Raw genomic sequence first — 19,666 nt, 5'->3', positions numbered from 1 at the left:
CCGGTCCATCCCCCACGGCGGCTACCGTGGGCAGGTGCGGTCCGATCTCGACTCCACGTTCCTCGCCACGCTCTCCGAGCGCGTCGTACTCGCCGACGGTGCCATGGGCACGATGTTGCAGGCAGCCGACCTGGTGCTCGACGACTTCGCCGGGCTCGAGGGCTGCAACGAGATCCTCAACGACACCCGGCCCGACGTCGTGCGCCACATCCACCGGGCCTACCTGGAGGCGGGCGCCGACGCCGTCGAGACCAACACGTTCGGGGCCAACCTGCCCAACCTCGCCGAGTACGACATCGCCGACCGGATCCGCGAGCTGGCCGAGAAGGGCGCGGCACTGGCCCGGGAGGTGGCCGACGAGCTGTCCACGCCGGACCGGCCGCGGTTCGTGCTCGGCTCGGTCGGGCCGGGCACGAAGCTGCCCACGCTCGGCCACGAGACGTTCGCCCGGCTCCGCGACGCCTACACCGAGTGCGGCCGCGGGCTGCTCGCCGGCGGGGCCGACGCGTTCGTCGTGGAGACCTGCCAGGACCTGCTCCAGGTGAAGGCCGCCGTGCACGGGCTGCAGCGGGCGATGGCCGCGGAGGACCGGCGCATCCCGCTGATCACCCAGGTCACGGTGGAGACCACCGGCACGATGCTGCTCGGCAGCGAGATCGGTGCGGCCCTCGCGGCGGTCGAGCCGCTGGGCGTCGACGTGATCGGGCTGAACTGCGCCACCGGGCCCGCCGAGATGAGCGAGCACCTGCGCACGCTCTCCAAGCACGCGCGGATCCCGCTGTCGGTGATGCCCAACGCGGGCCTGCCGCGGCTCGGGCCGAACGGCGCGGAGTACCCGCTGACGCCCGACGAGCTCGCCGAGGCGCTCGGCACGTTCGTGCGCGACTACGGGCTGCGCCTGGTGGGCGGCTGCTGCGGCACCACCCCGGAGCACATCAGCACGGTCGCCGCCGCCGTCCGGGACCTCGTGCCCGCTCCGCGCAACCCGCGACCGGAGCCGGGCGTCGCCTCGCTCTACGCCGCGGTGCCGTTCCGGCAGGACACCTCCGTGCTGATGGTCGGGGAGCGCACCAACGCCAACGGCTCCAAGAAGTTCCGCGAGGCGATGCTCGCCGAGGCGTGGGAGGACTGCGTCGCGATCGCCCGCGAGCAGACCCGCGACGGCGCCCACCTCATCGACCTGTGCCTCGACTACGTCGGCCGCGACGGCGTCGCCGACATGAACGAGCTGGCCGGGCGGTTGGCCACGGCGTCCACGTTGCCGATCATGCTGGACTCCACCGAGCCGGACGTGCTGCGCGCCGGGCTGGAGCGCCTCGGCGGGCGCTGCATCATCAACTCGGTCAACTACGAGGACGGCGACGGGCCGGGGTCGCGGTTCCAGCGCGCCATGGAGCTGGTCCGCGAGCACGGCTGCGCGGTGGTCGCGCTGTGCATCGACGAGGAGGGCCAGGCCCGCACGGCGGAGTGGAAGGTGCAGGTGGCCGAGCGGCTCATCCGCGACCTCACCGGGAACCACGGGATGCAGGTCGGCGACATCGTCGTCGACGCGCTCACCTTCCCGATCACCACCGGGCAGGAGGAGGTGCGCCGCGACGGGCTGGAGACCATCGAGGCCATCCGCGAGCTCAAGCGCCGCCACCCGGACGTGCAGACCACGCTCGGCGTCTCCAACATCTCCTTCGGGCTGAACGCCGCGGCCCGCCAGGTGCTGAACTCGGTGTTCCTGCACGAGGCGGTGAACGCCGGCCTGGACACCGCGATCGTCTCGGCGGCCAAGATCCTGCCGATGTCGAAGATCCCCGACGAGCAGCGTTCGGTGGCGCTCGACCTCGTGTACGACCGCCGCCGCCCCGACTACGACCCGCTCAACCGCTTCATGGAGCTGTTCGAAGGGGTCACGGCCTCCTCGGCGAAGGCGGGGCGCGCGGAGGAGCTGGCGGCCCTGCCGCTGTTCGAGCGCCTGGAACGGCGGATCGTCGACGGCGAGCGGGGCGGCCTGGACACCGACCTGGACGAGGCCCTGGTGTCCCGGCCCGCCCTGGAGATCATCAACGACACGCTGCTGTCCGGCATGAAGACCGTCGGGGAGCTCTTCGGCTCGGGGCAGATGCAGCTGCCGTTCGTGCTGGCCTCCGCCGAGGTGATGAAGGCCGCGGTGGCCCACCTCGAACCGCACATGGAGAAGACCGACTCCGACGGCAAGGGCACGATCGTGCTCGCCACCGTGAAGGGCGACGTCCACGACATCGGCAAGAACCTCGTGGACATCATCCTCACCAACAACGGCTACACGGTGGTCAACCTGGGCATCAAGCAGCCGATCTCCACGATCCTGTCCGCCGCCGACGAGCACCGGGCCCACGCCGTGGGCATGTCCGGCCTGCTGGTCAAGTCCACGGTGGTGATGAAGGAGAACCTGCAGGAGATGAACGCCCGCGGCGTGGCCAAGACGCTCCCCGTGCTGCTCGGCGGGGCCGCGCTCACCCGCTCGTACGTCGAGAACGACCTCACGGAGGTCTACGAGGGCCGGCTCTCCTACGCCCGGGACGCGTTCGAGGGCCTGCGCCTGATGGACGCCACGATGGCCCGCGCCCGCGGCGCCGCGCCCGCCGTCGACGCGGAGGAGGAGGCGCGCCGAGCCGAGCGCAAGGCGCGCCACGAGCGCTCGCAGCGCATCGCGGCGAAGCGCAAGGCCGCGGAGGCGGAGGCGGCGGGGCCCCTGCCGGCCCGATCGGACGTCGCGCTGGACAACCCGCTCCCCACCCCGCCGTTCTGGGGCACCCGGGTGGTGAAGGGCGTCGCGGTGGCCGACTACGCCGGCATGGTCGACGAGCGCGCGCTGTTCCTGGGCCAGTGGGGCCTGCGCGGCGCGAAGGGCGGTGGCGGGCCCAGCTACGAGGAGCTGGTGGAGACCGAGGGCCGCCCGCGCCTGCGCCACTGGCTGGAGCGGCTGTCCACCGAGGGGGTGCTCGCGCACGCCGCCGTCGTCTACGGGTACTTCCCGGCCGTCGCCGACGGCGACTCGCTGGTCGTGCTGGCCGAGCCGCACCCCGACGCGCCCGAGCGCTTCCGGTTCACGTTCCCGCGCCAGCGCCGGGACCGGCACCTGTGCCTCGCCGACTTCTGGCGGCCCCGCGACCGGGCGGTCGCCGAGGGCGAGGTCGATGTGCTCCCGCTGCACCTGGTGACGATGGGGCAGCCGATCGCCGACCACGCGAACGCGCTCTTCGCCGAGGACGCCTACCGCGACTACCTGGAGGTGCACGGCCTGGGCGTGCAGCTCACCGAGGCGCTCGCGGAGTACTGGCACCGGCGTGTCCGGGAGGAGCTGGTGTTCCCGGCGGGCGGCGCGGTCGCCGCGGAGGACCCCGACGACGTCGAGGAGTTCTTCAAGCTCGGCTACCGGGGCGCGCGGTACTCGCTCGGCTACGGCGCCTGCCCGAACCTCGAGGACCGCGCGAAGATCGTGGAGCTGCTCGATCCCGGCCGGATCGGGGTGCAGCTGTCCGAGGAGCTGCAGTTGCATCCCGAGCAGTCGACCGACGCGCTCGTGGCCCACCACCCGGAGGCGAAGTACTTCAATGCGGGGTAATCCGGCTCCGACGGCTCCTGCCGCCGTCCTGTGGGACATGGACGGCACCCTGGTCGACTCCGAGAAGGTCTGGACGGTCTCCCTCCTCGACACCGCGCGCCACCTCGGCGGGGAGCTGTCGGCCGGGGCCCGCGAGGCGATGGTCGGCTCGAACATGGCGCGCACCCTCGCGCTGATGGTCGACGACCTCGGCCTCGAGCCGGATCCGGCGCGGATGGCGCGGGCCGAGCGGTTCCTGACCGCCCGCACCGGCGAGCTGTTCGCCGCCGGGCTCGAGTGGCGGCCGGGAGCCCTCGACGCGCTGCGCACGGTCCGCGCGGCGGGCTGGCCCACCGCGCTCGTCACGAACACCGCGCGGTCGCTCACCGAGAAGGCGCTCGACAGCATCGGGCGCGAACACTTCACCGTCACGGTGTGCGGGGACGAGGTCCCGCGCGGCAAGCCGGATCCCGCCCCGTACCTGCGGGCGGCCGAGCTGCTCGGCGTCGACCCCGGCAGCTGCCTTGCGGTGGAGGACTCCCCGACGGGAGCCACGGCGGCGGAGCGGGCCGGCTGCGCCGTGCTCGTCGTGCCGTGCGACGTGCCGGTGCCCGCCGGGCCGCGGCGCGTCCACCGGGGCTCACTGCTCGGGCTGACGTCGGACGACGTCCGATTCGGCTACACGCAGGCACGAAGCGACCGCGTGGCGTAACCGCTCGTCCGTGTACAGGGTCCGCTCACCGGGGCCGGCGCGGGTGATGCGAGGCTTGAGACCGTCCGGCGCATCGCGCTGACCGGGCGCAGCACGGGCTGGGGCCCCGTTCGCGTCGCTCTCGAGAAGATATGACACTTACCAGGAGAGGAGATACCGACGTGAAGACCTTCGACGAGCTGTACGCCGAGCTCATCGAGCGCTCCGCCAACCGGCCCGCAGGCTCGGGCACGGTCGCCTCGCTCGACGCCGGCGTGCACGAGCAGGGCAAGAAGCTGCTCGAGGAGGCCGGGGAGGTCTGGCTGGCGGCCGAGCACGAGGCCGACGACGCGCTGGCCGAGGAGATCTCCCAGCTGCTGTACCGGATCCAGGTCCTCATGATCGGACGCAAGATCACGCTCGAGGACGTCTACAAGTACCTTTGAACCACCAGTACGTAGCTTTCTGAGGAGAGTCCCATGCTCCGCGTCGCACTCCCGAACAAGGGGACGCTGGCCGAGCCCGCCGCGACCATGATGCGGGAGGCGGGGTATCGGCAGCGCACGGACTCGCGCGACCTCAGCATGCTGGACGAGGAGAACGAGGTCGAGTTCTTCTACCTCCGCCCCAAGGACATCGCCACCTACGTCGGATCGGGCGACCTGCACCTGGGCATCACGGGCGCCGACCTCATGGAGGAGTCCGGCAGCCAGGTCAAGCGCGTCATAGAGCTGGGTTTCGGGGCCTCCAAGTTCCGCTTCGCCGCGCCGCCGCTCACCGACACCGGCGAGCAGTGGACGATCAAGAGCCTCGAGGGCAAGAAGATCGCCACCTCCTACCCCCGGCTGGTGCGCGCCCACCTCGCGCGCAACCGGGTCCGCGCCGACATCATCAAGCTCGACGGCGCCGTCGAGATCTCCGTGCAGCTGGGGCTGGCCGACGCGATCGCCGACGTCGTCTCGTCCGGGCGCACGCTGCGCCAGCACAACCTCCTCCCCTTCGACGACGCGATCGCCGTCTCACAGGCCACCCTGATCGAGCGGGAGCCGCGCCCGGACCGCCCCGAGACGGCCGAGATCAAGGCGGCCAAGGTCGTGTTCACCGGCCGGCTGCAGGGTGTGGTCTACGCGCGGCAGTACCTGATGCTCGACTACGACTGCCCCGACCGGGTGCTCGAGGACGCCAAGCGGATCACGCCCGGCATGCAGGCGCCCACCGTCTCCCCGCTCACCGAGCCCGGCTGGTCGGCGGTGCGGTCGATGGTGCGCCGCACGGTGGCCAACAAGGTGATGGACGACCTCGCCGAGCTGGGCGTGCGCGCCATCCTCACGTCGGAGATCCGCTCCTGCCGCGCGGTCGACGGCGCTTCGATCCAGCCGTTCCCGAGCTGAGCCCGGTTCCGCGGAACCCGCCCGAGGAGACGGCGTCGCCCGAACCGGGCTGAACACGCGCGGGGGCGGGGTGGGCGTGATCAGCGGGATCGGGACATGAACCGCACCCCCGTGCAGCTGATGTCCCGATCGTGCCGGGAAACTGCTCGATCGACCGGGACTTCCCGAACACGGTCCCTAGGCCCGGCGGGGCCGCACGATCAGGGCCTGCCCGCTCCTGCCGGTGTGCCCCTGCTCGTCGTGGAGCAGCGCGGACACCGTGCCGGCCCCGGACGGACCGAGCACGGTCGTGGCGCCCACGCCGATCCACTCACCCACCGGCGGCCGGTGCAGGTGCACGGTGAGCTCGGTGTTGACGAAGAGCCATTCGCGCAGGTCCAGCGGTGCGCCGACGCCGTTCGCGCAGTCGGCGGCCACCATCAGCCGCTGCACGGGCGTGGCCTTCTCGCCGTCCACCAGCGGCACCCGCTGCCGCAGCCACGCCGTGCCCGGGCCGGTCCCGGGCGGCCCACCCGTCACCCAGCGCCACTCGACGGCGTCGATGAAGCCTGGGAGCCACCCCTCGGCCCAGGTGGTCTGCGGCGCGGCCGCCGCGGGCGGTGGCAGGGGATCCGACGCGCCGACGGCGACGGCCTCGGTGTCGCCCCCGGCGACCCGCCAGGCGCGGGCCCGCAGCACGGTGCGGCCCCCTGCGGCCATCTCCGCCGCCACGAGCTCGACCGACCGTCCGGGGCGCTCCACCGCGGCGGCCACCTGCACCTCGCCCGTGGGGACCGGCCCGAGCACCTCCACCGTGATGCGGACGAGCTGGCCGCCCGGCCCGTCGGGCAGCCGTTCGAGGGCCCGCGTGAGGAGCGCCGACGGCGGCCCCACGTGCTGCGCGGCGGGGAACCACGGTCCCGCGGTCGACGACGTGGCCTGGAACCGCGCGCCGTCCGGCCCGTCGAGCGGCAGGTAGAACGGCTCGAGCTCGGTCATGTACCCCTGCCGGGGTTGGCCGGGCTGGCGCCCCCCGTGCCGGACAGCAGCCACTGGCCGTCGACGCGGCGCAGGTTGGTGGCGCCCGAGCCGCTCTTGCCGTCCACCTTCGAGGTCCAGTCGAGCGTGGCCAGGTCGCCGTTCACGGTGACGTTCTTGATCGTCGCGTTCTTCCCGGCCTGCTCCACGATCCGCGCGTTCTCCGGGATCGCGTAGACCGCGGTCATGCCCTCCTCGCAGGTGCTGGCCTCGACCCCGCGGGCGTGCAGGTCGGCGAGCAGCCGGCTGGTGGTCTCCGGCGCGTTGTAGCCGCACGCGGTGGCGAAGTCCCGGGCACCCAGCGCGCGGTAGTAGTCGTGGAACACGGTCTCGATCGCGTCCTGGTCCGCGGCGGGGTCCGGTGGCGGCGTCGTCGGGGCCGGTGGCGGCGGTGGCGGGGCGGGCTGTGCTGCGGGCGTCCCGGCCACCGGGCTGCCGCACCCGGCAAGGGCGGCGACGAGCGCGGCGGCGGCCACGGCGGTGCGGATCGTCTTCACCAGGATGAACCTAGAGGAGCCCCCGGAGCGCCGGCCGCACCGCCCGGGAGTGTCAGGGGGGTCGCCTACGCTGCGGAGCGTGACGGACACGGCGGGCACAGAGAGCGCGGGCCCGGGGAGCGCGGGCACCGTGGTGGAGCCCGCTCCCCGGCGCCGCCCGGCCCTGTCGCCGTCGCGGGCCGGCGACTTCAAGCAATGCCCGCTGCTGTACCGCTTCCGCGCCATCGACCGCCTGCCCGAGCAGCCGTCCCGCGCCCAGGTCCGGGGCACGCTGGTGCACGCGGTGCTGGAGCGCCTGTACGACCTGCCCGCGCCGCAGCGTTCCCCGGAGGCGGCCCGTGGGCTCGTCGGCCCGGTGTGGGAGGAGCTGTGCGCCGCGTTGCCCGAGCTGGTCGGCCAGCTGTTCGACGGCGCCGAGGATCCCGAGCTGCCGGTGTGGCTGGAGTCCGCGGCCGGGCTGCTGGAGGCGTACTTCGGGCTGGAGGACCCCCGCCGGCTCGAGCCGGCCGCCCGTGAGCTGCTCGTCGAGACGGAGCTGGCATCGGGCCTTCTGCTGCGCGGCTACATCGACCGCCTCGACGTCGCTCCCACCGGTGAGGTGCGGGTGGTCGACTACAAGACCGGTTCGGCGCCGCGGGAAGCCGGCGAGGTCGCAGCGCTGTTCCAGATGAAGTTCTACGCGCTCGCGCTCCTGCAGGAGCGTGGCGTGTTGCCCCGCCAGCTTCGGCTGCTGTACCTGGCCGACTCCGAGTACCTCACCTACGAGCCCGACGAGCCCGAGCTGCGCCGCTTCGAACGCACCCTCGATGCCATCTGGCTGGCCATCCGCACGGCGGGGGAGACGGGCGACTTCCGCCCCAACCGCACGCGCATGTGCGATTGGTGCAGCCACAAGGCGCTCTGCCCGGCCTGGGACGGCACTCCGCCCCCGTACCCCGGCTGGCCGGAGTCGGCCGAGGTGCCGGCCGAGGAAGCAGCACTCGATCGGATGGACTAACGGCGCTGATCCACATCACTCGATCGGCACAAGGGCCGGTGATCCCTCCCGGAGCCCGGCGGCCGCGGCTTCGGTGTGGCGGCCCGCTGTGACGGGTCCGCGGAGGCGACCGTTAGCGTTACGCCTCGTGTCCGAATCCCGACCGGCCGAGACCGTTGCCCACAACGGGGCGGCCGGCCTGCCCGCCCGCGGCGGTCCGTTCCGCGCGGGGGACCGGGTGCAGCTCACCGATCCCAAGGGGCGGCACTACTCGATCACCCTGCAGGCCGGCGCGGAGTACCACACCCACCGCGGCGGGCTGGCCCACGACGACCTGATCGGCAAGCCGGAGGGCAGCCTGATCGTCTCGCCGGTGGGCACGCCCTACCTGGCGCTGCGACCCCGGCTGGCCGACTACGTGCTGTCGATGCCCCGCGGCGCGCAGGTGATCTACCCGAAGGACGCGGCGCAGATCCTGATGTGGGGCGACGTGTTCCCGGGCGCGCGCGTGCTGGAGGCCGGCGCCGGGTCGGGCGCGTTGGCGTGCTCGCTGCTCCAGGCCGTCGGGCCCGAGGGCCGGGTCGTGTCCTACGAGGTCCGTGCCGATCACGCCGAGCACGCCGAGCGCAACGTCCGCCAGTTCTTCGGCGAGCTGCCGGCGCACTGGAGCCTCCGGGTGGCCGACCTCGCGGCGCTGAACGGGGAGGAGACGCCGGAGCGTTTCGATCGGGTGGTGCTGGACATGCTCGCACCATGGGAGCACCTCGACACCGTCGCGAAGGCACTCGTGCCGGGCGGGGTGCTCGTCGGTTACGTCGCCACCACCACGCAGCTGTCCAGGCTCGTGGAGGACCTGCGCACGCAGCAGTGCTGGACCGAACCCCAGGCGTGGGAAACGCTCATGCGCCCGTGGCACGTCGTGGGCCTGGCCGTGCGCCCGGAACACCGGATGCAGGGGCACACCGCGTTCCTCGTGACGGCGCGTCGACTCGCGGAGGGTGTTGCTCCCCCCCGGCCGCAGCGCAGACCGACCAGCCGGTGAATCCGACTGGCTCAACGGCACGCGTCTCGCCGGTGACCGGACCAGGACTATCGCCCGGCGTCAAGGTGCCGTCCGGTTGAGTGGTGGATCACCGGTTTGCCACAAGGTGGAGACCGCCCATTGGCAGGTACCGTATGGAAACGGAACACGGAGGGAGGATGCCGTGAACCCCTACGACGGTCCCGGCAGGCGAGAACCAGGTGATCACGGCGAGCTGAGCCCCGCCGAGGCCGCCGCGCAGATCCGCTTCCTCGAAGAGGAAGTTGCCCTGCTCCGCCGCAAGCTCACCGAGTCCCCGCGGCACGCGCGCGTCCTCGAGCAGCGCCTGGCCGAGTCGGCGAGCCGGCTCGCGCAGCTCTCGGCCCGCAACGAGAAGCTCACCGAAACCCTCAAGGAGGCCCGCGGCCAGCTCGTGGCGCTCCGCGAGGAGGTCGACCGGCTGGCGCAGCCACCGAGCGGCTACGGCGTCTTCCTCGCTCGGTACCCCGACGAGACGGTCGACGTCTTCACCTCCGGGCGGCGCATGCGGGTTGCCGTCTCCCCGGCGGTCGAGACGGCCGAGCTGTCCAGCGGGCAGACCGTGCGGCTCAACGAGGCGCTCACCGTCGTCGAGGCGGGCGACTACGAGCGCATCGGCGAGGTCTGCGGGCTGCGGGAGGTGCTGTCCGAGCCCACCGAGGACGGTCTCGCCGGCCGCGCGTTGGTGATCGGGCACGCCGACGAGGAGCGCGTGGTGTGGCTCGCCGCGCCGCTGTTCCCCGGCCCGGACGATCCCGACGGTGTCGCGCTCAAGCCCGGCGACTCCCTCCTGGTCGACACGAAGGCCGGCTACGCCTACGAGCGGGTGCCCAAGGCGGAGGTCGAGGACCTCGTGCTGGAGGAGGTGCCCGACGTCGAGTACGAGGACATCGGTGGCCTGTTCCGGCAGATCGAGCAGATCCGCGACGCCGTGGAGCTGCCGTTCCTGCACGCGGAGCTGTTCAAGGAGTACGAGCTGCGCCCGCCCAAGGGTGTGCTGCTGTACGGCCCGCCCGGCTGCGGCAAGACGCTCATCGCGAAGGCCGTGGCCAACTCGCTGGCCAAGAAGGTGGCCGCCGTTCGCGGCGACAACCCCGACGAGGGCCGGGCGTTCTTCCTCAACATCAAGGGCCCCGAGCTGCTCAACAAGTTCGTCGGCGAGACCGAGCGGCACATCCGGCTCATCTTCCAGCGGGCCAGGGAGAAGGCCTCGGCCGGCACCCCGGTGATCGTGTTCTTCGACGAGATGGACTCGATCTTCCGTACCCGCGGGTCGGGCGTGTCCTCCGACGTCGAGACCACGATCGTGCCGCAGCTGCTGGCGGAGATCGACGGCGTCGAGGGCCTGGAGAACGTCATCGTCATCGGCGCCTCCAACCGCGAGGACATGATCGACCCCGCGATCCTGCGGCCGGGCCGGCTGGACGTGAAGATCAAGATCGAGCGGCCGGACGCCGAGGCGGCGCAGGACATCTTCTCCAAGTACATCACCGAGACCCTGCCGATCCACGCGGACGACCTGGCGGAGTTCGGCGGCAGCCGCAAGGCCTGCATCGACGCGATGATCCAGCGGATCGTCGAGCGGATGTACGACGAGACGGAGGAGAACCGGTTCCTCGAGGTCACCTACGCCAACGGTGACAAGGAGACCCTCTACTTCAAGGACTTCAACTCCGGCGCGATGATCCAGAACATCGTCGACCGGTCGAAGAAGGCCGCGATCAAGTCGGTGCTCGAGACCGGTCAGCCCGGGCTGCGCGTGCAGCACCTGCTGGACGCGATCGTCGACGAGTTCGCCGAGAACGAGGACCTGCCCAACACCACCAACCCCGACGACTGGGCGCGCATCTCCGGCAAGAAGGGGGAGCGGATCGTCTACATCCGCACCCTGGTGACCGGGAAGAACGCGGAAACGGGCCGGGCGATCGACACGGCCTCGAACACGGGTCAGTACCTGTAGGGCCCCGCTCCATCTGCACGAACGGCACCCTCGTCCAGCTCTATCGGACGAGGGTGCCGTTCGTGCAACAGGAAGCGGGGGCCCGGTGATCGATCCGAGATGCGGGAACCTGCCCTCGCGAGGGCGTTGCGCGCGGTTTCGTAGCGATCAAGGGCGCTTGATCGCTCCCAGTTGCGGCGGATCGCCCTGCCCGAGGCGCTGAGCATGGTCTCGCAACGATCATGCCCGGCCGCGGAGGCGTGTCCATGATCATGTCGACACCAGCGGGGTTGGATCTTGATCCAAGCTCTGTGAGGTCTATCTGATCATGAAACGCGCGGCTTGGCGCGCCGTCCCGGCACCCCCGCCGGACGGCCACCACCTACCGCCCCCTTGCCCCGTGCAGCACCCCCGCCCGCAGCGATCCCTCACCTGAGCGGGATGGCCGGGTGGGCACAACTACCGGACCCCGTGGTGGCGTGGGCGGCCGTCCCCGACGTGGGGGCCCGCCCGTCTTGGACGAGTCCGTCGCTGCCGGGTGCCAACGCCACTATCCTGTGGTCCCGAATCTGTGACTGCAGGGTGACCAAACGCCGTCGACTTGCCGTCCAGGTGAGTGCTCGTGCGCAGGTCCGGGAGGCAAGACGAGCATCTCGCAGCGCGCCCACAGGATCGGTCGTTTCCCACTCGGCCCCGTCCGCACCGCAGCGCGCAACGCGCCACATGTCCACTCGTGCATCCCACGCGAATCCACGGGCGCCTACCCGGGGCCTTCCCCGACGTCATCTCCGACCGGCGAACGCGACGGGCATCCGGAAATCGCGCCAACCCCACCCACTCGCGGCGCCGCGGCAACGACACGCCACGACGTCGACGTGTCCGGACAAGGGGCGCCGTTCGTTCAGCGTGTCTGCCGGGGTTCGCGCAGGGCGCGCAGCAGCAGCCAGCTCACGGCGGGCAGCGCGATCAGCGGGGCGAGCGCCACCTGTAGGGACGTGTGGTCGGCCACGACGCCGATGAGCGGGCTCGCGATGCCACCGACGCTCACGGTGAGGCCGAGCGTCACGCCGCTGGCCGTGCCGACGCGCCGGGGCAGGTAGTCCTGGCCCAGGGTGATGCTCAGGGAGAACGGCACGTAGAGGCAGGCCGAGGTGAGGGCCACGCAGACGAACATGAGCGGGCCGGGCACGAAGACCACGCCCGCGACCGCGAGCACGGCGAGGGCGTTGGACCAGCGCACGACCGCGACGCGGCCGAAGCGGTTGGCCAGCGTCCCGCCGAGCACGGTGCCGACGGCGCCGCCGAGGTACAGCACGAACAGCGCGGCCGTGCCCGCGACCTCACCGCCGCGGGAGCGCTCCGCCGCGTAGAGGGCGATGAACGCGGACAGACCGACGAAGACGATGGAGCGGCACACGATCGAGCCGGACAGCCTGCCGAACGACGCCCAGTCGTCGGCGCCTGCGGCAGGAGCGCCGCGGCCACCGGCAGGCCGGGGGGCCGCGATCGCGCGCATGGCGACGACGCAGAGCGCGCTGCCCACGACGGCGGGCACGAGCAGGACGGGGGAGGCGTGCAGGCCGCCGAGCGCGACCACGGCGGCGACCATGAGGGGCGCGGTGGCGAAGCCCAGGTTGCCGCCGAGGGAGAACCAGCTCATCGCGGTGTGGCTGCCGCGGCTCGCGGCGCGGGCCACCCGGGCGGCTTCGGGGTGGTAGGCCGCCACCCCGACACCCGAGAGCGCGACGAGCGCGAGCGTCAGGGCGTAGGAGTCGGTGACCCCGCAGAACGCGACGCCGACGCCCCCGACGAGCGTGCTCACCGGCAGCAGCCAGGGCATCGGCCACCGGTCGGTGAGGGCGCCGAACACGGGCTGGACCACGGAGGACAGCAGCGAGGCGGCGAGGACGAGGCCGGCCGCCGCCGCGTAGGTGTAGGCGCGCTGGGAGACGAAGAACGGCACCAGCGCGGCGATGGCGCCCTGGTAGACGTCGACGCAGGCGTGGCCGCCGGCCAGGAGGGCGATCGGTCCGGTGCGGGTGGCGAGCTGGGTCACGGGGTGATCGTCGCTCCGGCGCCGGTTGTCGCGCTTCCGATAAAGTGCCAACACATGCCGAACGTCCGCCACACCCCGGTGGCGCCCACCCGGCAGCAGTCGATGGCCGGCGGCGAGACCATCGACCCGCACCGGCACGACGACCACCAGATCCTCTACGCGGGTTCCGGGGTGCTGGCGATCACCACCGGCGCCGGTACCTGGTTCGCCCCGGGCACCCGCGCGATCTGGGTCCCGGCCGGCACCGTGCACGCCCACCGCGCGTACGGCGATCTGGACCTCCACATGCTGGGGGTGCCGGCCTCGGTCAACCCGCTCGGCCTCGACCGGCCGACCGTCCTGGTCGTGAGCCCGCTCCTGCGCGAGCTGATCCGCGCCTGGACGCGCGGCCCGCACGACGACACCCCCGAACGGCGCCGGCTGCACGCCGTGCTGCTCGACGAGCTGCGCGCGTCCCCCCAGCGGCCGGTCCACCTGCCCGAACCCACCGATCCACGGCTGGCGGCCGTCTGCGCCGCCTTGCGTCGCGACCCCGCGAACCCCCGCACCCTCGCCGCGCTCGGTGCCGAGGCCGGGGTCGGCGAGCGCACGCTCACGCGCCTGTTCCGCAGCGACCTCGGCATGACCTTCCCGCAGTGGCGCACCCAGCTGCGCCTCTACCACGCGCTGCGGATGCTGGCCGACGGCTCGCCGGTCACCACCGTGGCGCACGCGTGCGGGTGGTCGTCCACCAGCGCGTTCATCGACGTGTTCCGCCGCGCGTACGGCCACACGCCCGGTACGCACCTGTCCGATCCGTTCACGACCCGCCGGGGGCGCCGCGCCTAGCGTCTCGGCCATGACGATCGAAGCGAAGCTGGACGCCGTCGGCATCGTGGCGGCCGACCTGGCGAAGTCACTGGCCTTCTACCGCGCCCTCGGCCTCGCCGTGCCCGACGGCGCCGAGCACGCGCCGCACGTGGAGGTGCCGCTCGGGGGCGGGATGCGCCTGATGTTCGACACCGAGGAGACGGTGCGCTCGTTCCACCCGTCCTGGAGCCCCGGCGTCGGCGCCGGGCGGATCGGGCTGGCGGTGTCGCTGCCGGACGCCGCCGCGGTGGACGCGCTGTACGCGGAGCTGACCGCGGCCGGCCACCACGGTGAGCTGGCGCCGTTCGACGCCCCGTGGGGGCAGCGCTACGCCAGCATGAACGACCCGGACGGCAACGGCGTCGACCTCTACGCGCCGCTCGCGACCTGACCGCCGTAGAGCCTGCTGGGTGCGACGCCGGCCAGCGCCCGCATCTCGCGGGACAGGTGCGGCTGGTCGGCGTAGCCGGCCTCGGCGGCGGCCTCGGCGATCGGCACACCGTCGTAGAGCAGCAGTGCCGCCCGCCGGAACCGCAGCACCCGCCGCAGCACGGCGGGTCCGTATCCGAACGCGGTGAGGCAGCGGCGGTGCAGGGAACGCTCGGTCCAACCGAGCCGGTCGGCCGTGGCAGCCGCCGACGCGCCCCTGGCCAGCTGGGCGGCGACCGCCCGGACCGACCGCTCGGCCGGTTCGCCGGGCAACGCGAGGGCGAGACCGAGGAGCACCGGGAGGGGCGGCTCGCCCTGCTCGAGGCGGGTGCGCGCCCGCCGGGCGAGGATGGGGTGCAGCTCGGCCAGCGGGGCACGCCGGTCGCGCACCTCGGCCGCGGGGAGGCCCAGCAGCGCCGGGAGGCGGCCGGGGGCGAAGCGCAGGCCCGCGCTCAGGACACCGGGCTCCCGCAGTGTCGGGTGCGGACCCGTGTCCGGCCCGGCGACGAGCAGCTCCTGCCCCGTCCAGATCAGGTCCATGCACCCGTCGGGCAGCACGTCGAGCGCCTCGGCGGGCGCCCCGGCGGCCACCCCGGCCGTCCAGGCGCACTCGATCTCGCCGCGCAGCGGACGCGGCGGCGGGATCTCCCGGTAGCCCACGGTTCGAACGGTAGCCCGTTGCCCCGACATCGGGCGGCGCGGCAGCCCCCGCCGGCCATAGGATCACCGCGACGACCGGACGGAAACGGAGCCCTGATGGCCGACCCCGGCGAAGAGCTGGACCTACACACGAACCGGGCCCACGGAGCCCGTATCTACGACTACGTCCTGGGAGGCAAGGACAACTACGCACTCGACCGGGAGGCCGCCGAAGGGGCGATGAAGGCGTGGCCCGGCCTGCGCACCTCGATGCGGTCGAACCGGGCGTTCATGCAGCGCGTGGCCCGGTTCCTCGCCGGCGACCGCGGCATCCGGCAGTTCCTCGACATCGGCACGGGCATCCCGACGTCGCCGAACCTGCACGAGGTCGTGCAGGGGATCGCCCCCGACGCGCGGATCGTCTACACCGACAACGACCCGATCGTGCTCGCCCACGCGAGGGCGCTGATGCGCAGCACCCGGGAGGGGCGCACGGCCTACGTCCACGCCGACCTGCGCGACCCGGCGGCCATCCTGGCGGCGCCGCAGCTGCGCGCCACCCTCGACCTCGACGAGCCGGTCGGGCTGCTGGCCATCGCGGTGCTGCACTTCATCGACGACGACGGCGAGGCGGCCAGCGTCCTGCGGCACCTGGTGGACGCGCTGCCGTCGGGCAGCCACCTCGCAGTGTCGACGGGCACCGCTGACTTCGACCCCGAGCCGCTCGCCGGCGTCGTTCAGGCCTACGAGGCCAACGGCGAGGTGATGAAGCTGCGGAACCAGGCCCAGGTGGAGCGCTTCTTCGACGGTCTGGAGCTGCTGGAGCCGGGCGTCGTGCAGGCCCACAAGTGGCGGCCGGACGACATCGCGAGGGGCCTGGTGAAGACGGACACCGACGTCGCCATGTACTGCGGGGTGGCCCGCAAGCCCTGAGCGTTCCTACCGGAGCACCTCGTCCTCGCGGTGGACCGAGAACTCGGCCGACCGGATCCGGGTGGCGTGCTCGGCCCGCCGGCTCCGGTCGGCCCACTGCGCCGTCGCCCCGAACGCGGTCTCGGCGAAACCCACCTCGCGGACCGCGTCCGGGAGCGCCGGATCTCCCGGTGCGACCAGGCGCACCGGGTCTCCCACGGCCACGGTCATGGGAGGCACGAAGTACTCGCGGGGCACCGCGGTGCGGGCGTGCACCAGCGCCCCCACGGCCACCACGGCGCCCTCCCCGAGCCGCGCGGTCTGCAGGACCGTGGCCCCGGTGGCGACGTAGCAGCACCGTCCCACGGTGCAGCCGAGCAGGGTCACGTGCGGGCCGATGAGGACGTGGTCGCCGACGTCGACGGGCTGGGGCCCGACCACGGCGGAGGCACGGAGCACGGCGTGCTCGCCGACGATGCTGTACTCGCCGACCCGCACGCGCGAGCCCTCCGCGTCGAGCACGGCGCCGGACAGCACGCGGGCGTGCGCGGCCACCTCCACGTTGCCGATGAGGGTGGCCGTGGGCGCCACGTAGGCGTCCGGATGCACCGTCGGTTCCCGTCCTCGATGCCGGATGCGCATCCCACGACGCTACGAGCGGGTCACACGCGGGGCTGGCGGGTTTCGGACGGCAGCTCCAGCGCGAGCAGCCGCGAGCTCAGCGACTTCCCGTGCGTGTCGAGGGCGAGCGACGTCGTCACCCCGCCGTCGAGGACGCCGGTGCAGACGAACTGCAGCGCCGGCAGCAGCGGCAGCTCGTAGCGGAGCACCTCGCCGCCCACGTGGCGGGCCAGCTGGGTGCGCACCCGCTCGGCGGTGAGCTCGCGGACGAGCAGCGGGTAGTCCGCGTCGGAGTAGGGGATCACCGAGAGCGTGGCGACGTTCCCCTTGTCGCCGGCCCGGCAGTGGGCGAGCTCATGCAGCCGGACGGGCATTCCCGGGCTCCAGGATCGTGACGGCAGGCGCGACCGCCGAGCGCGGGACGAGCGTGGACACCACGCCGATGACCTCCCCGGTGAACACGCGCACGCCCCCGCCGCCCGCGGGGCCGTTCGTGTAGAGGGCCTCGACCTCGTGACCGACGGTGTCGAGCACGTCCGCGTCGGTGGCGAGCGCGGCGACCCGGACCCGGCACTCGGCGTGCTCGTCGGCGCCGGGGGGTGCGACGCCGAGCACGTCGATCCGCGGGCGGACCGGGAGGCCGGCGAGCCGCGCGGCGAGGACCTCGCCGGCGAGCGCGGCGCGGCGGTCGGCCCGCGGGCCGGAGTAGGAGATCTCCGCCTCGACCTTGTGCCCCGCCCGGTAGGCCACGCTCACCTTGAGCCGGTCGGGCCGCGGGCGCCCGCGCGCGCCGGCGACCCGCACGCGGTCCGGCCCCACCCGGTCGACGGTGACCCCGCGCAGGTCGAGCACGACGTCCGGGGTGCGGTACGCCGTGGGATCGGTGATCTCGTAGAGCAGCTGCTCCCGCACCGTGGCCCGGTCGAGCACCCCACCGGTGCCGGGCAGCTTGCCGTACTCCGCGGTGCCGTCCGCCGCCACGTCCGCGTAGGGGAAGCCGAGTTCGGCCAGGCCCGGCACGTCCTTGACGCCCGGGTCGGCGAAGTACCCGCCGGTGAGCTGGCCCGCGCATTCGAGCAGGTGTCCGACGAGGGTGCCGGCGGCGGCGGCGCGCGGGTCGGCCAGGTCGAAGCCGAGCCGGTGGGCGAGCGGGGCGACGAAGAGCGACGGGTCGGCCACCCGCCCCGTGATCACGACGTCGGCCCCCGCCTCGAGGGCGGGCAGCACGGCGTCGGCGCCCAGGTAGGCGTTCGCGGCGACCACCTCGCCGCGGGCGTGCAGTGGCCGGCCGTCCTCGCAGGCGGGGGCGTCCAGGTCGAGGCGCTCGAGCACGTCGTCGCCGGTGACGACCCCGACCCGGGCGGGCGTGCCGAGCCGGCCCAGCAGGTCGCGCGTGACGCGGCCGGCCCGGAGCGGGTTGGCCGCGCCCATGTTCGTGATCACCCGGACGCCCCGGGCGAGCGCCACGGGCAGCAGGCGTTCGAACCGGGCGAGCAGCCGCGGGTCGTAGCCGGCGTCCGGGTCGGCGAGGCGCCGTCCCTGCCCGAGCGCGGTCGTGCGCTCGGCGAGGCACTCGAGCACGATGTCGGCGAGCCCGGCCCGCTCGGCGAGCTCGACGGCGGGTTCGAGGCGGTCGCCGGCGAACCCGGCACCGGCGCCGATCCGGACGGTCCTCATACGATCGCCCCGGTGGCGAGGGCGACCGCCGTCATGACGAGCGTGGTGCCGAACGCCCACCCGAACACGAACCGCTGGTGGGCGCCCAGCTGCACGCCGGCCATCCCGACGAGGATGAACGTGGAGGCCGTGAGCGGGCTGAGCGGGAACCCGGTGGTCATCTGGCCCAGGATGGCGGCGCGCGCGACCTCGGCCGGATCGCCGCCCAGCGCGGTCGTCGTCTCGGCGAGCACCGGGAGGACGCCGAAGTAGTACGCGTCGGGCGTGAACACGAGGCTGAGCGGCATGCTGGTCACCGCCACGAGCGTGGGCAGGGCTCCGCCGGCGCCGGCGGGCACGAGGCCGACGATCGCCCGGGCCATCGCCTCGATCATCCCGGTGCCACCCAGCACACCGGTGAACACGCCGGCGGCGAAGATCATCGTGGTGACGAGCACGACGCTGTGGCCGTGCCGGGTGAACAGGTCCTTCTGGGCCTCCCAGCCGGGCCGGTTGATCAGCAGCGCCAGCACGAACGCGACCACGAAGACGACGGGCAGCTCGGCGAGCTGGGCCAGCAGGACCACCACGAGCGCGACGGTGAGCACGACGTTGAGCCAGAACCGCACCCGGTCGACGGAGGTGCGCGGGGCGGCGGGCGCGTGCGCGGCGCCCGGTGCGTCGGCCGGCGCGGAGGCAGCGGGTTCGGCACCGGGCTCGGCGATCGTGCCGATCCGCTTGCGCTCCGCACGCCCGATCAGGACCGCCGCCACCAGCACCCACAGGATGCCGGCACCCATCGCCGGCAGCACCGGCACGAAGACGTCGCCGCTGCCCAGGCCGAGCGCGGCCATCGCCCGTGCGGTGGGCCCACCCCACGGGACCATGTTCATCACGCCCGCGCCGAGGCAGATCACCGCGGTGAGCACGAGCGGGCGCATGCCGAGGCGGCGGTAGATCGGCAGCATCGCGGAGACCATGATCAGGAACGTGGACGCGCCGTCGCCGTCGAGCGCCACGAGGAGCGTGAGCACCGCCGTGCCGACGGTGATCTTCAGCGGGTCGCCGCCCGCCCACCGGACCACGCGGCGCACGGCGGGGTCGAAGAGCCCGGCGTCGATCATCAGGCAGAAGTAGAGCACCGCGAACGTGATCATGATCGCGACCGGGGCCACGGTCTCGAACCCGTCGAGCACCAGCTCGCCGAGCCGGCCACCCTCGCCCACCACGACGGCCGCGAGGATCGGCAGCACGGTGAGCGCGATGAACACGGACACGCGCTGGGACAGCACGGCCACCAGGAATGCGGCGATCGTCAGGAAACCGGTCGCGGCGAGCATCGTTGACCTCCGGCGTTGA

General features: G+C 73.1%; 18 protein-coding genes. 10 read left to right on the top strand and 8 right to left on the bottom strand.

Annotated features, from left to right (window positions below; genetic code table 11):
* Window positions 1-34 precede the first annotated feature (34 nt).
* From metH to hisG, 4 genes are all read left to right on the top strand, one after another.
* Window positions 35-3,595, top strand: coding sequence for a methionine synthase (gene metH / locus ACU436_RS14600; RefSeq protein ID WP_459025463.1), 3,561 nt, complete (start codon window positions 35-37; stop codon window positions 3,593-3,595).
* A 37-nt stretch (window positions 3,596-3,632) separates the two neighbouring features.
* A complete protein-coding gene (locus ACU436_RS14595; RefSeq protein WP_459025462.1) occupies window positions 3,633-4,286 on the top strand; it encodes an HAD family hydrolase in 654 nt (217 codons plus the stop codon).
* Between the two features lie 161 nt (window positions 4,287-4,447).
* Window positions 4,448-4,711, top strand: coding sequence for a phosphoribosyl-ATP diphosphatase (locus ACU436_RS14590; RefSeq protein WP_459025460.1), 264 nt, complete (start codon window positions 4,448-4,450; stop codon window positions 4,709-4,711).
* 33 nt (window positions 4,712-4,744) lie between these two features.
* Window positions 4,745-5,656, top strand: coding sequence for an ATP phosphoribosyltransferase (hisG, locus tag ACU436_RS14585; RefSeq protein ID WP_459025458.1), 912 nt, complete (start codon window positions 4,745-4,747; stop codon window positions 5,654-5,656).
* Window positions 5,657-5,833: 177 nt separating this feature from the next.
* On the opposite strand, the gene ACU436_RS14580 is transcribed toward hisG, so the two are convergent.
* Window positions 5,834-6,634 (bottom strand): thioesterase family protein, encoded by an 801-nt coding sequence (locus ACU436_RS14580; protein ID WP_459025456.1) that lies wholly within the window; start codon window positions 6,632-6,634, stop codon window positions 5,834-5,836.
* Window positions 6,631-7,170, bottom strand: coding sequence for a hypothetical protein (locus ACU436_RS14575; protein WP_459025454.1), 540 nt, complete (start codon window positions 7,168-7,170; stop codon window positions 6,631-6,633). Before ACU436_RS14575 ends, ACU436_RS14580 begins: the two co-directional genes overlap by 4 nt.
* A gap of 49 nt (window positions 7,171-7,219) precedes the next feature.
* Between ACU436_RS14575 and ACU436_RS14570 the strand changes: the two genes are divergently transcribed.
* The 3 genes from ACU436_RS14570 (at window position 7,220) to arc (ending at window position 11,166) form a co-directional block, all read left to right on the top strand.
* Entirely contained in the window at window positions 7,220-8,167 is a 948-nt protein-coding gene (locus ACU436_RS14570; protein ID WP_459025452.1) for a RecB family exonuclease, read from the top strand.
* A gap of 178 nt (window positions 8,168-8,345) precedes the next feature.
* The gene (locus tag ACU436_RS14565; protein WP_459025710.1) at window positions 8,346-9,188 is read left to right on the top strand and encodes a tRNA (adenine-N1)-methyltransferase; all 843 of its coding nucleotides are present in this window, start codon (window positions 8,346-8,348) and stop codon (window positions 9,186-9,188) included.
* Window positions 9,189-9,402: 214 nt separating this feature from the next.
* Window positions 9,403-11,166 carry a proteasome ATPase gene (arc, locus tag ACU436_RS14560; RefSeq protein WP_459025708.1) on the top strand — a complete coding sequence of 588 codons (1,764 nt, stop codon included), beginning with the start codon at window positions 9,403-9,405 and terminating at the stop codon, window positions 11,164-11,166.
* Window positions 11,167-12,046: 880 nt separating this feature from the next.
* Here the strand turns inward: arc and ACU436_RS14555 are convergent.
* Complete coding sequence (locus tag ACU436_RS14555; RefSeq protein WP_459025450.1) at window positions 12,047-13,201, bottom strand: MFS transporter; 1,155 nt, start codon at window positions 13,199-13,201, stop codon at window positions 12,047-12,049.
* A gap of 54 nt (window positions 13,202-13,255) precedes the next feature.
* Between ACU436_RS14555 and ACU436_RS14550 the strand changes: the two genes are divergently transcribed.
* On the top strand, window positions 13,256-14,029 hold the full coding sequence (locus ACU436_RS14550; RefSeq protein ID WP_459025448.1) for an AraC family transcriptional regulator: 774 nt from the start codon (window positions 13,256-13,258) through the stop codon (window positions 14,027-14,029).
* A 10-nt stretch (window positions 14,030-14,039) separates the two neighbouring features.
* Window positions 14,040-14,441, top strand: coding sequence for a VOC family protein (locus ACU436_RS14545; RefSeq protein WP_459025446.1), 402 nt, complete (start codon window positions 14,040-14,042; stop codon window positions 14,439-14,441).
* Here the strand turns inward: ACU436_RS14545 and ACU436_RS14540 are convergent.
* Complete coding sequence (locus tag ACU436_RS14540) at window positions 14,420-15,139, bottom strand: helix-turn-helix domain-containing protein (RefSeq protein WP_459025444.1); 720 nt, start codon at window positions 15,137-15,139, stop codon at window positions 14,420-14,422. The genes ACU436_RS14545 and ACU436_RS14540 overlap by 22 nt on opposite strands.
* A 96-nt stretch (window positions 15,140-15,235) precedes the next feature.
* On the opposite strand from ACU436_RS14540, the gene ACU436_RS14535 reads away from it, so the two are divergent.
* Window positions 15,236-16,051: an SAM-dependent methyltransferase gene (locus tag ACU436_RS14535; RefSeq protein ID WP_459025442.1), complete on the top strand. Its 816-nt coding sequence runs from the start codon at window positions 15,236-15,238 to the stop codon at window positions 16,049-16,051.
* 6 nt (window positions 16,052-16,057) lie between these two features.
* Here the strand turns inward: ACU436_RS14535 and ACU436_RS14530 are convergent, their stop codons facing one another.
* From ACU436_RS14530 to ACU436_RS14515, 4 genes are read right to left on the bottom strand one after another with little or no spacing between them, the layout of a single operon-like run.
* On the bottom strand, window positions 16,058-16,672 hold the full coding sequence (locus ACU436_RS14530) for a gamma carbonic anhydrase family protein (RefSeq protein ID WP_459025440.1): 615 nt from the start codon (window positions 16,670-16,672) through the stop codon (window positions 16,058-16,060).
* Window positions 16,673-16,692: 20 nt separating this feature from the next.
* Window positions 16,693-17,025 carry an AtuA-related protein gene (locus ACU436_RS14525; protein WP_459025438.1) on the bottom strand — a complete coding sequence of 111 codons (333 nt, stop codon included), beginning with the start codon at window positions 17,023-17,025 and terminating at the stop codon, window positions 16,693-16,695.
* Complete coding sequence (locus tag ACU436_RS14520; protein ID WP_459025436.1) at window positions 17,006-18,328, bottom strand: acyclic terpene utilization AtuA family protein; 1,323 nt, start codon at window positions 18,326-18,328, stop codon at window positions 17,006-17,008. Before ACU436_RS14520 ends, ACU436_RS14525 begins: the two co-directional genes overlap by 20 nt.
* Window positions 18,325-19,647 (bottom strand): CitMHS family transporter, encoded by a 1,323-nt coding sequence (locus tag ACU436_RS14515; protein WP_459025434.1) that lies wholly within the window; start codon window positions 19,645-19,647, stop codon window positions 18,325-18,327. Before ACU436_RS14515 ends, ACU436_RS14520 begins: the two co-directional genes overlap by 4 nt.
* Between the last annotated feature and the right edge of the window lie 19 nt (window positions 19,648-19,666).

This window comes from Pseudonocardia wallangbongensis, from assembly GCF_054486945.1.
The sequence above is the reverse complement of the archived record's forward strand: the minus strand, read 5'-3'. Positions and strand labels throughout refer to the sequence as shown.

Bases quoted from the DNA above. Each gene is read 5' to 3' on its own strand.
- ACU436_RS14595 (WP_459025462.1), top strand. From the start codon at position 3,633: ATGGACGGCACCCTGGTCGACTCCGAGAAGGTCTGGACGGTCTCCCTC.
- hisG (WP_459025458.1), top strand. From the start codon at position 4,745: ATGCTCCGCGTCGCACTCCCGAACAAGGGGACGCTGGCCGAGCCCGCC.
- ACU436_RS14580 (WP_459025456.1), bottom strand. From the start codon at position 6,634: ATGACCGAGCTCGAGCCGTTCTACCTGCCGCTCGACGGGCCGGACGGC.
- ACU436_RS14550 (WP_459025448.1), top strand. From the start codon at position 13,256: ATGCCGAACGTCCGCCACACCCCGGTGGCGCCCACCCGGCAGCAGTCG.
- ACU436_RS14545 (WP_459025446.1), top strand. From the start codon at position 14,040: ATGACGATCGAAGCGAAGCTGGACGCCGTCGGCATCGTGGCGGCCGAC.
- ACU436_RS14535 (WP_459025442.1), top strand. From the start codon at position 15,236: ATGGCCGACCCCGGCGAAGAGCTGGACCTACACACGAACCGGGCCCAC.
- ACU436_RS14530 (WP_459025440.1), bottom strand. From the start codon at position 16,672: ATGCGCATCCGGCATCGAGGACGGGAACCGACGGTGCATCCGGACGCC.
- ACU436_RS14525 (WP_459025438.1), bottom strand. From the start codon at position 17,025: ATGCCCGTCCGGCTGCATGAGCTCGCCCACTGCCGGGCCGGCGACAAG.
- ACU436_RS14520 (WP_459025436.1), bottom strand. From the start codon at position 18,328: ATGAGGACCGTCCGGATCGGCGCCGGTGCCGGGTTCGCCGGCGACCGC.
- ACU436_RS14515 (WP_459025434.1), bottom strand. From the start codon at position 19,647: ATGCTCGCCGCGACCGGTTTCCTGACGATCGCCGCATTCCTGGTGGCC.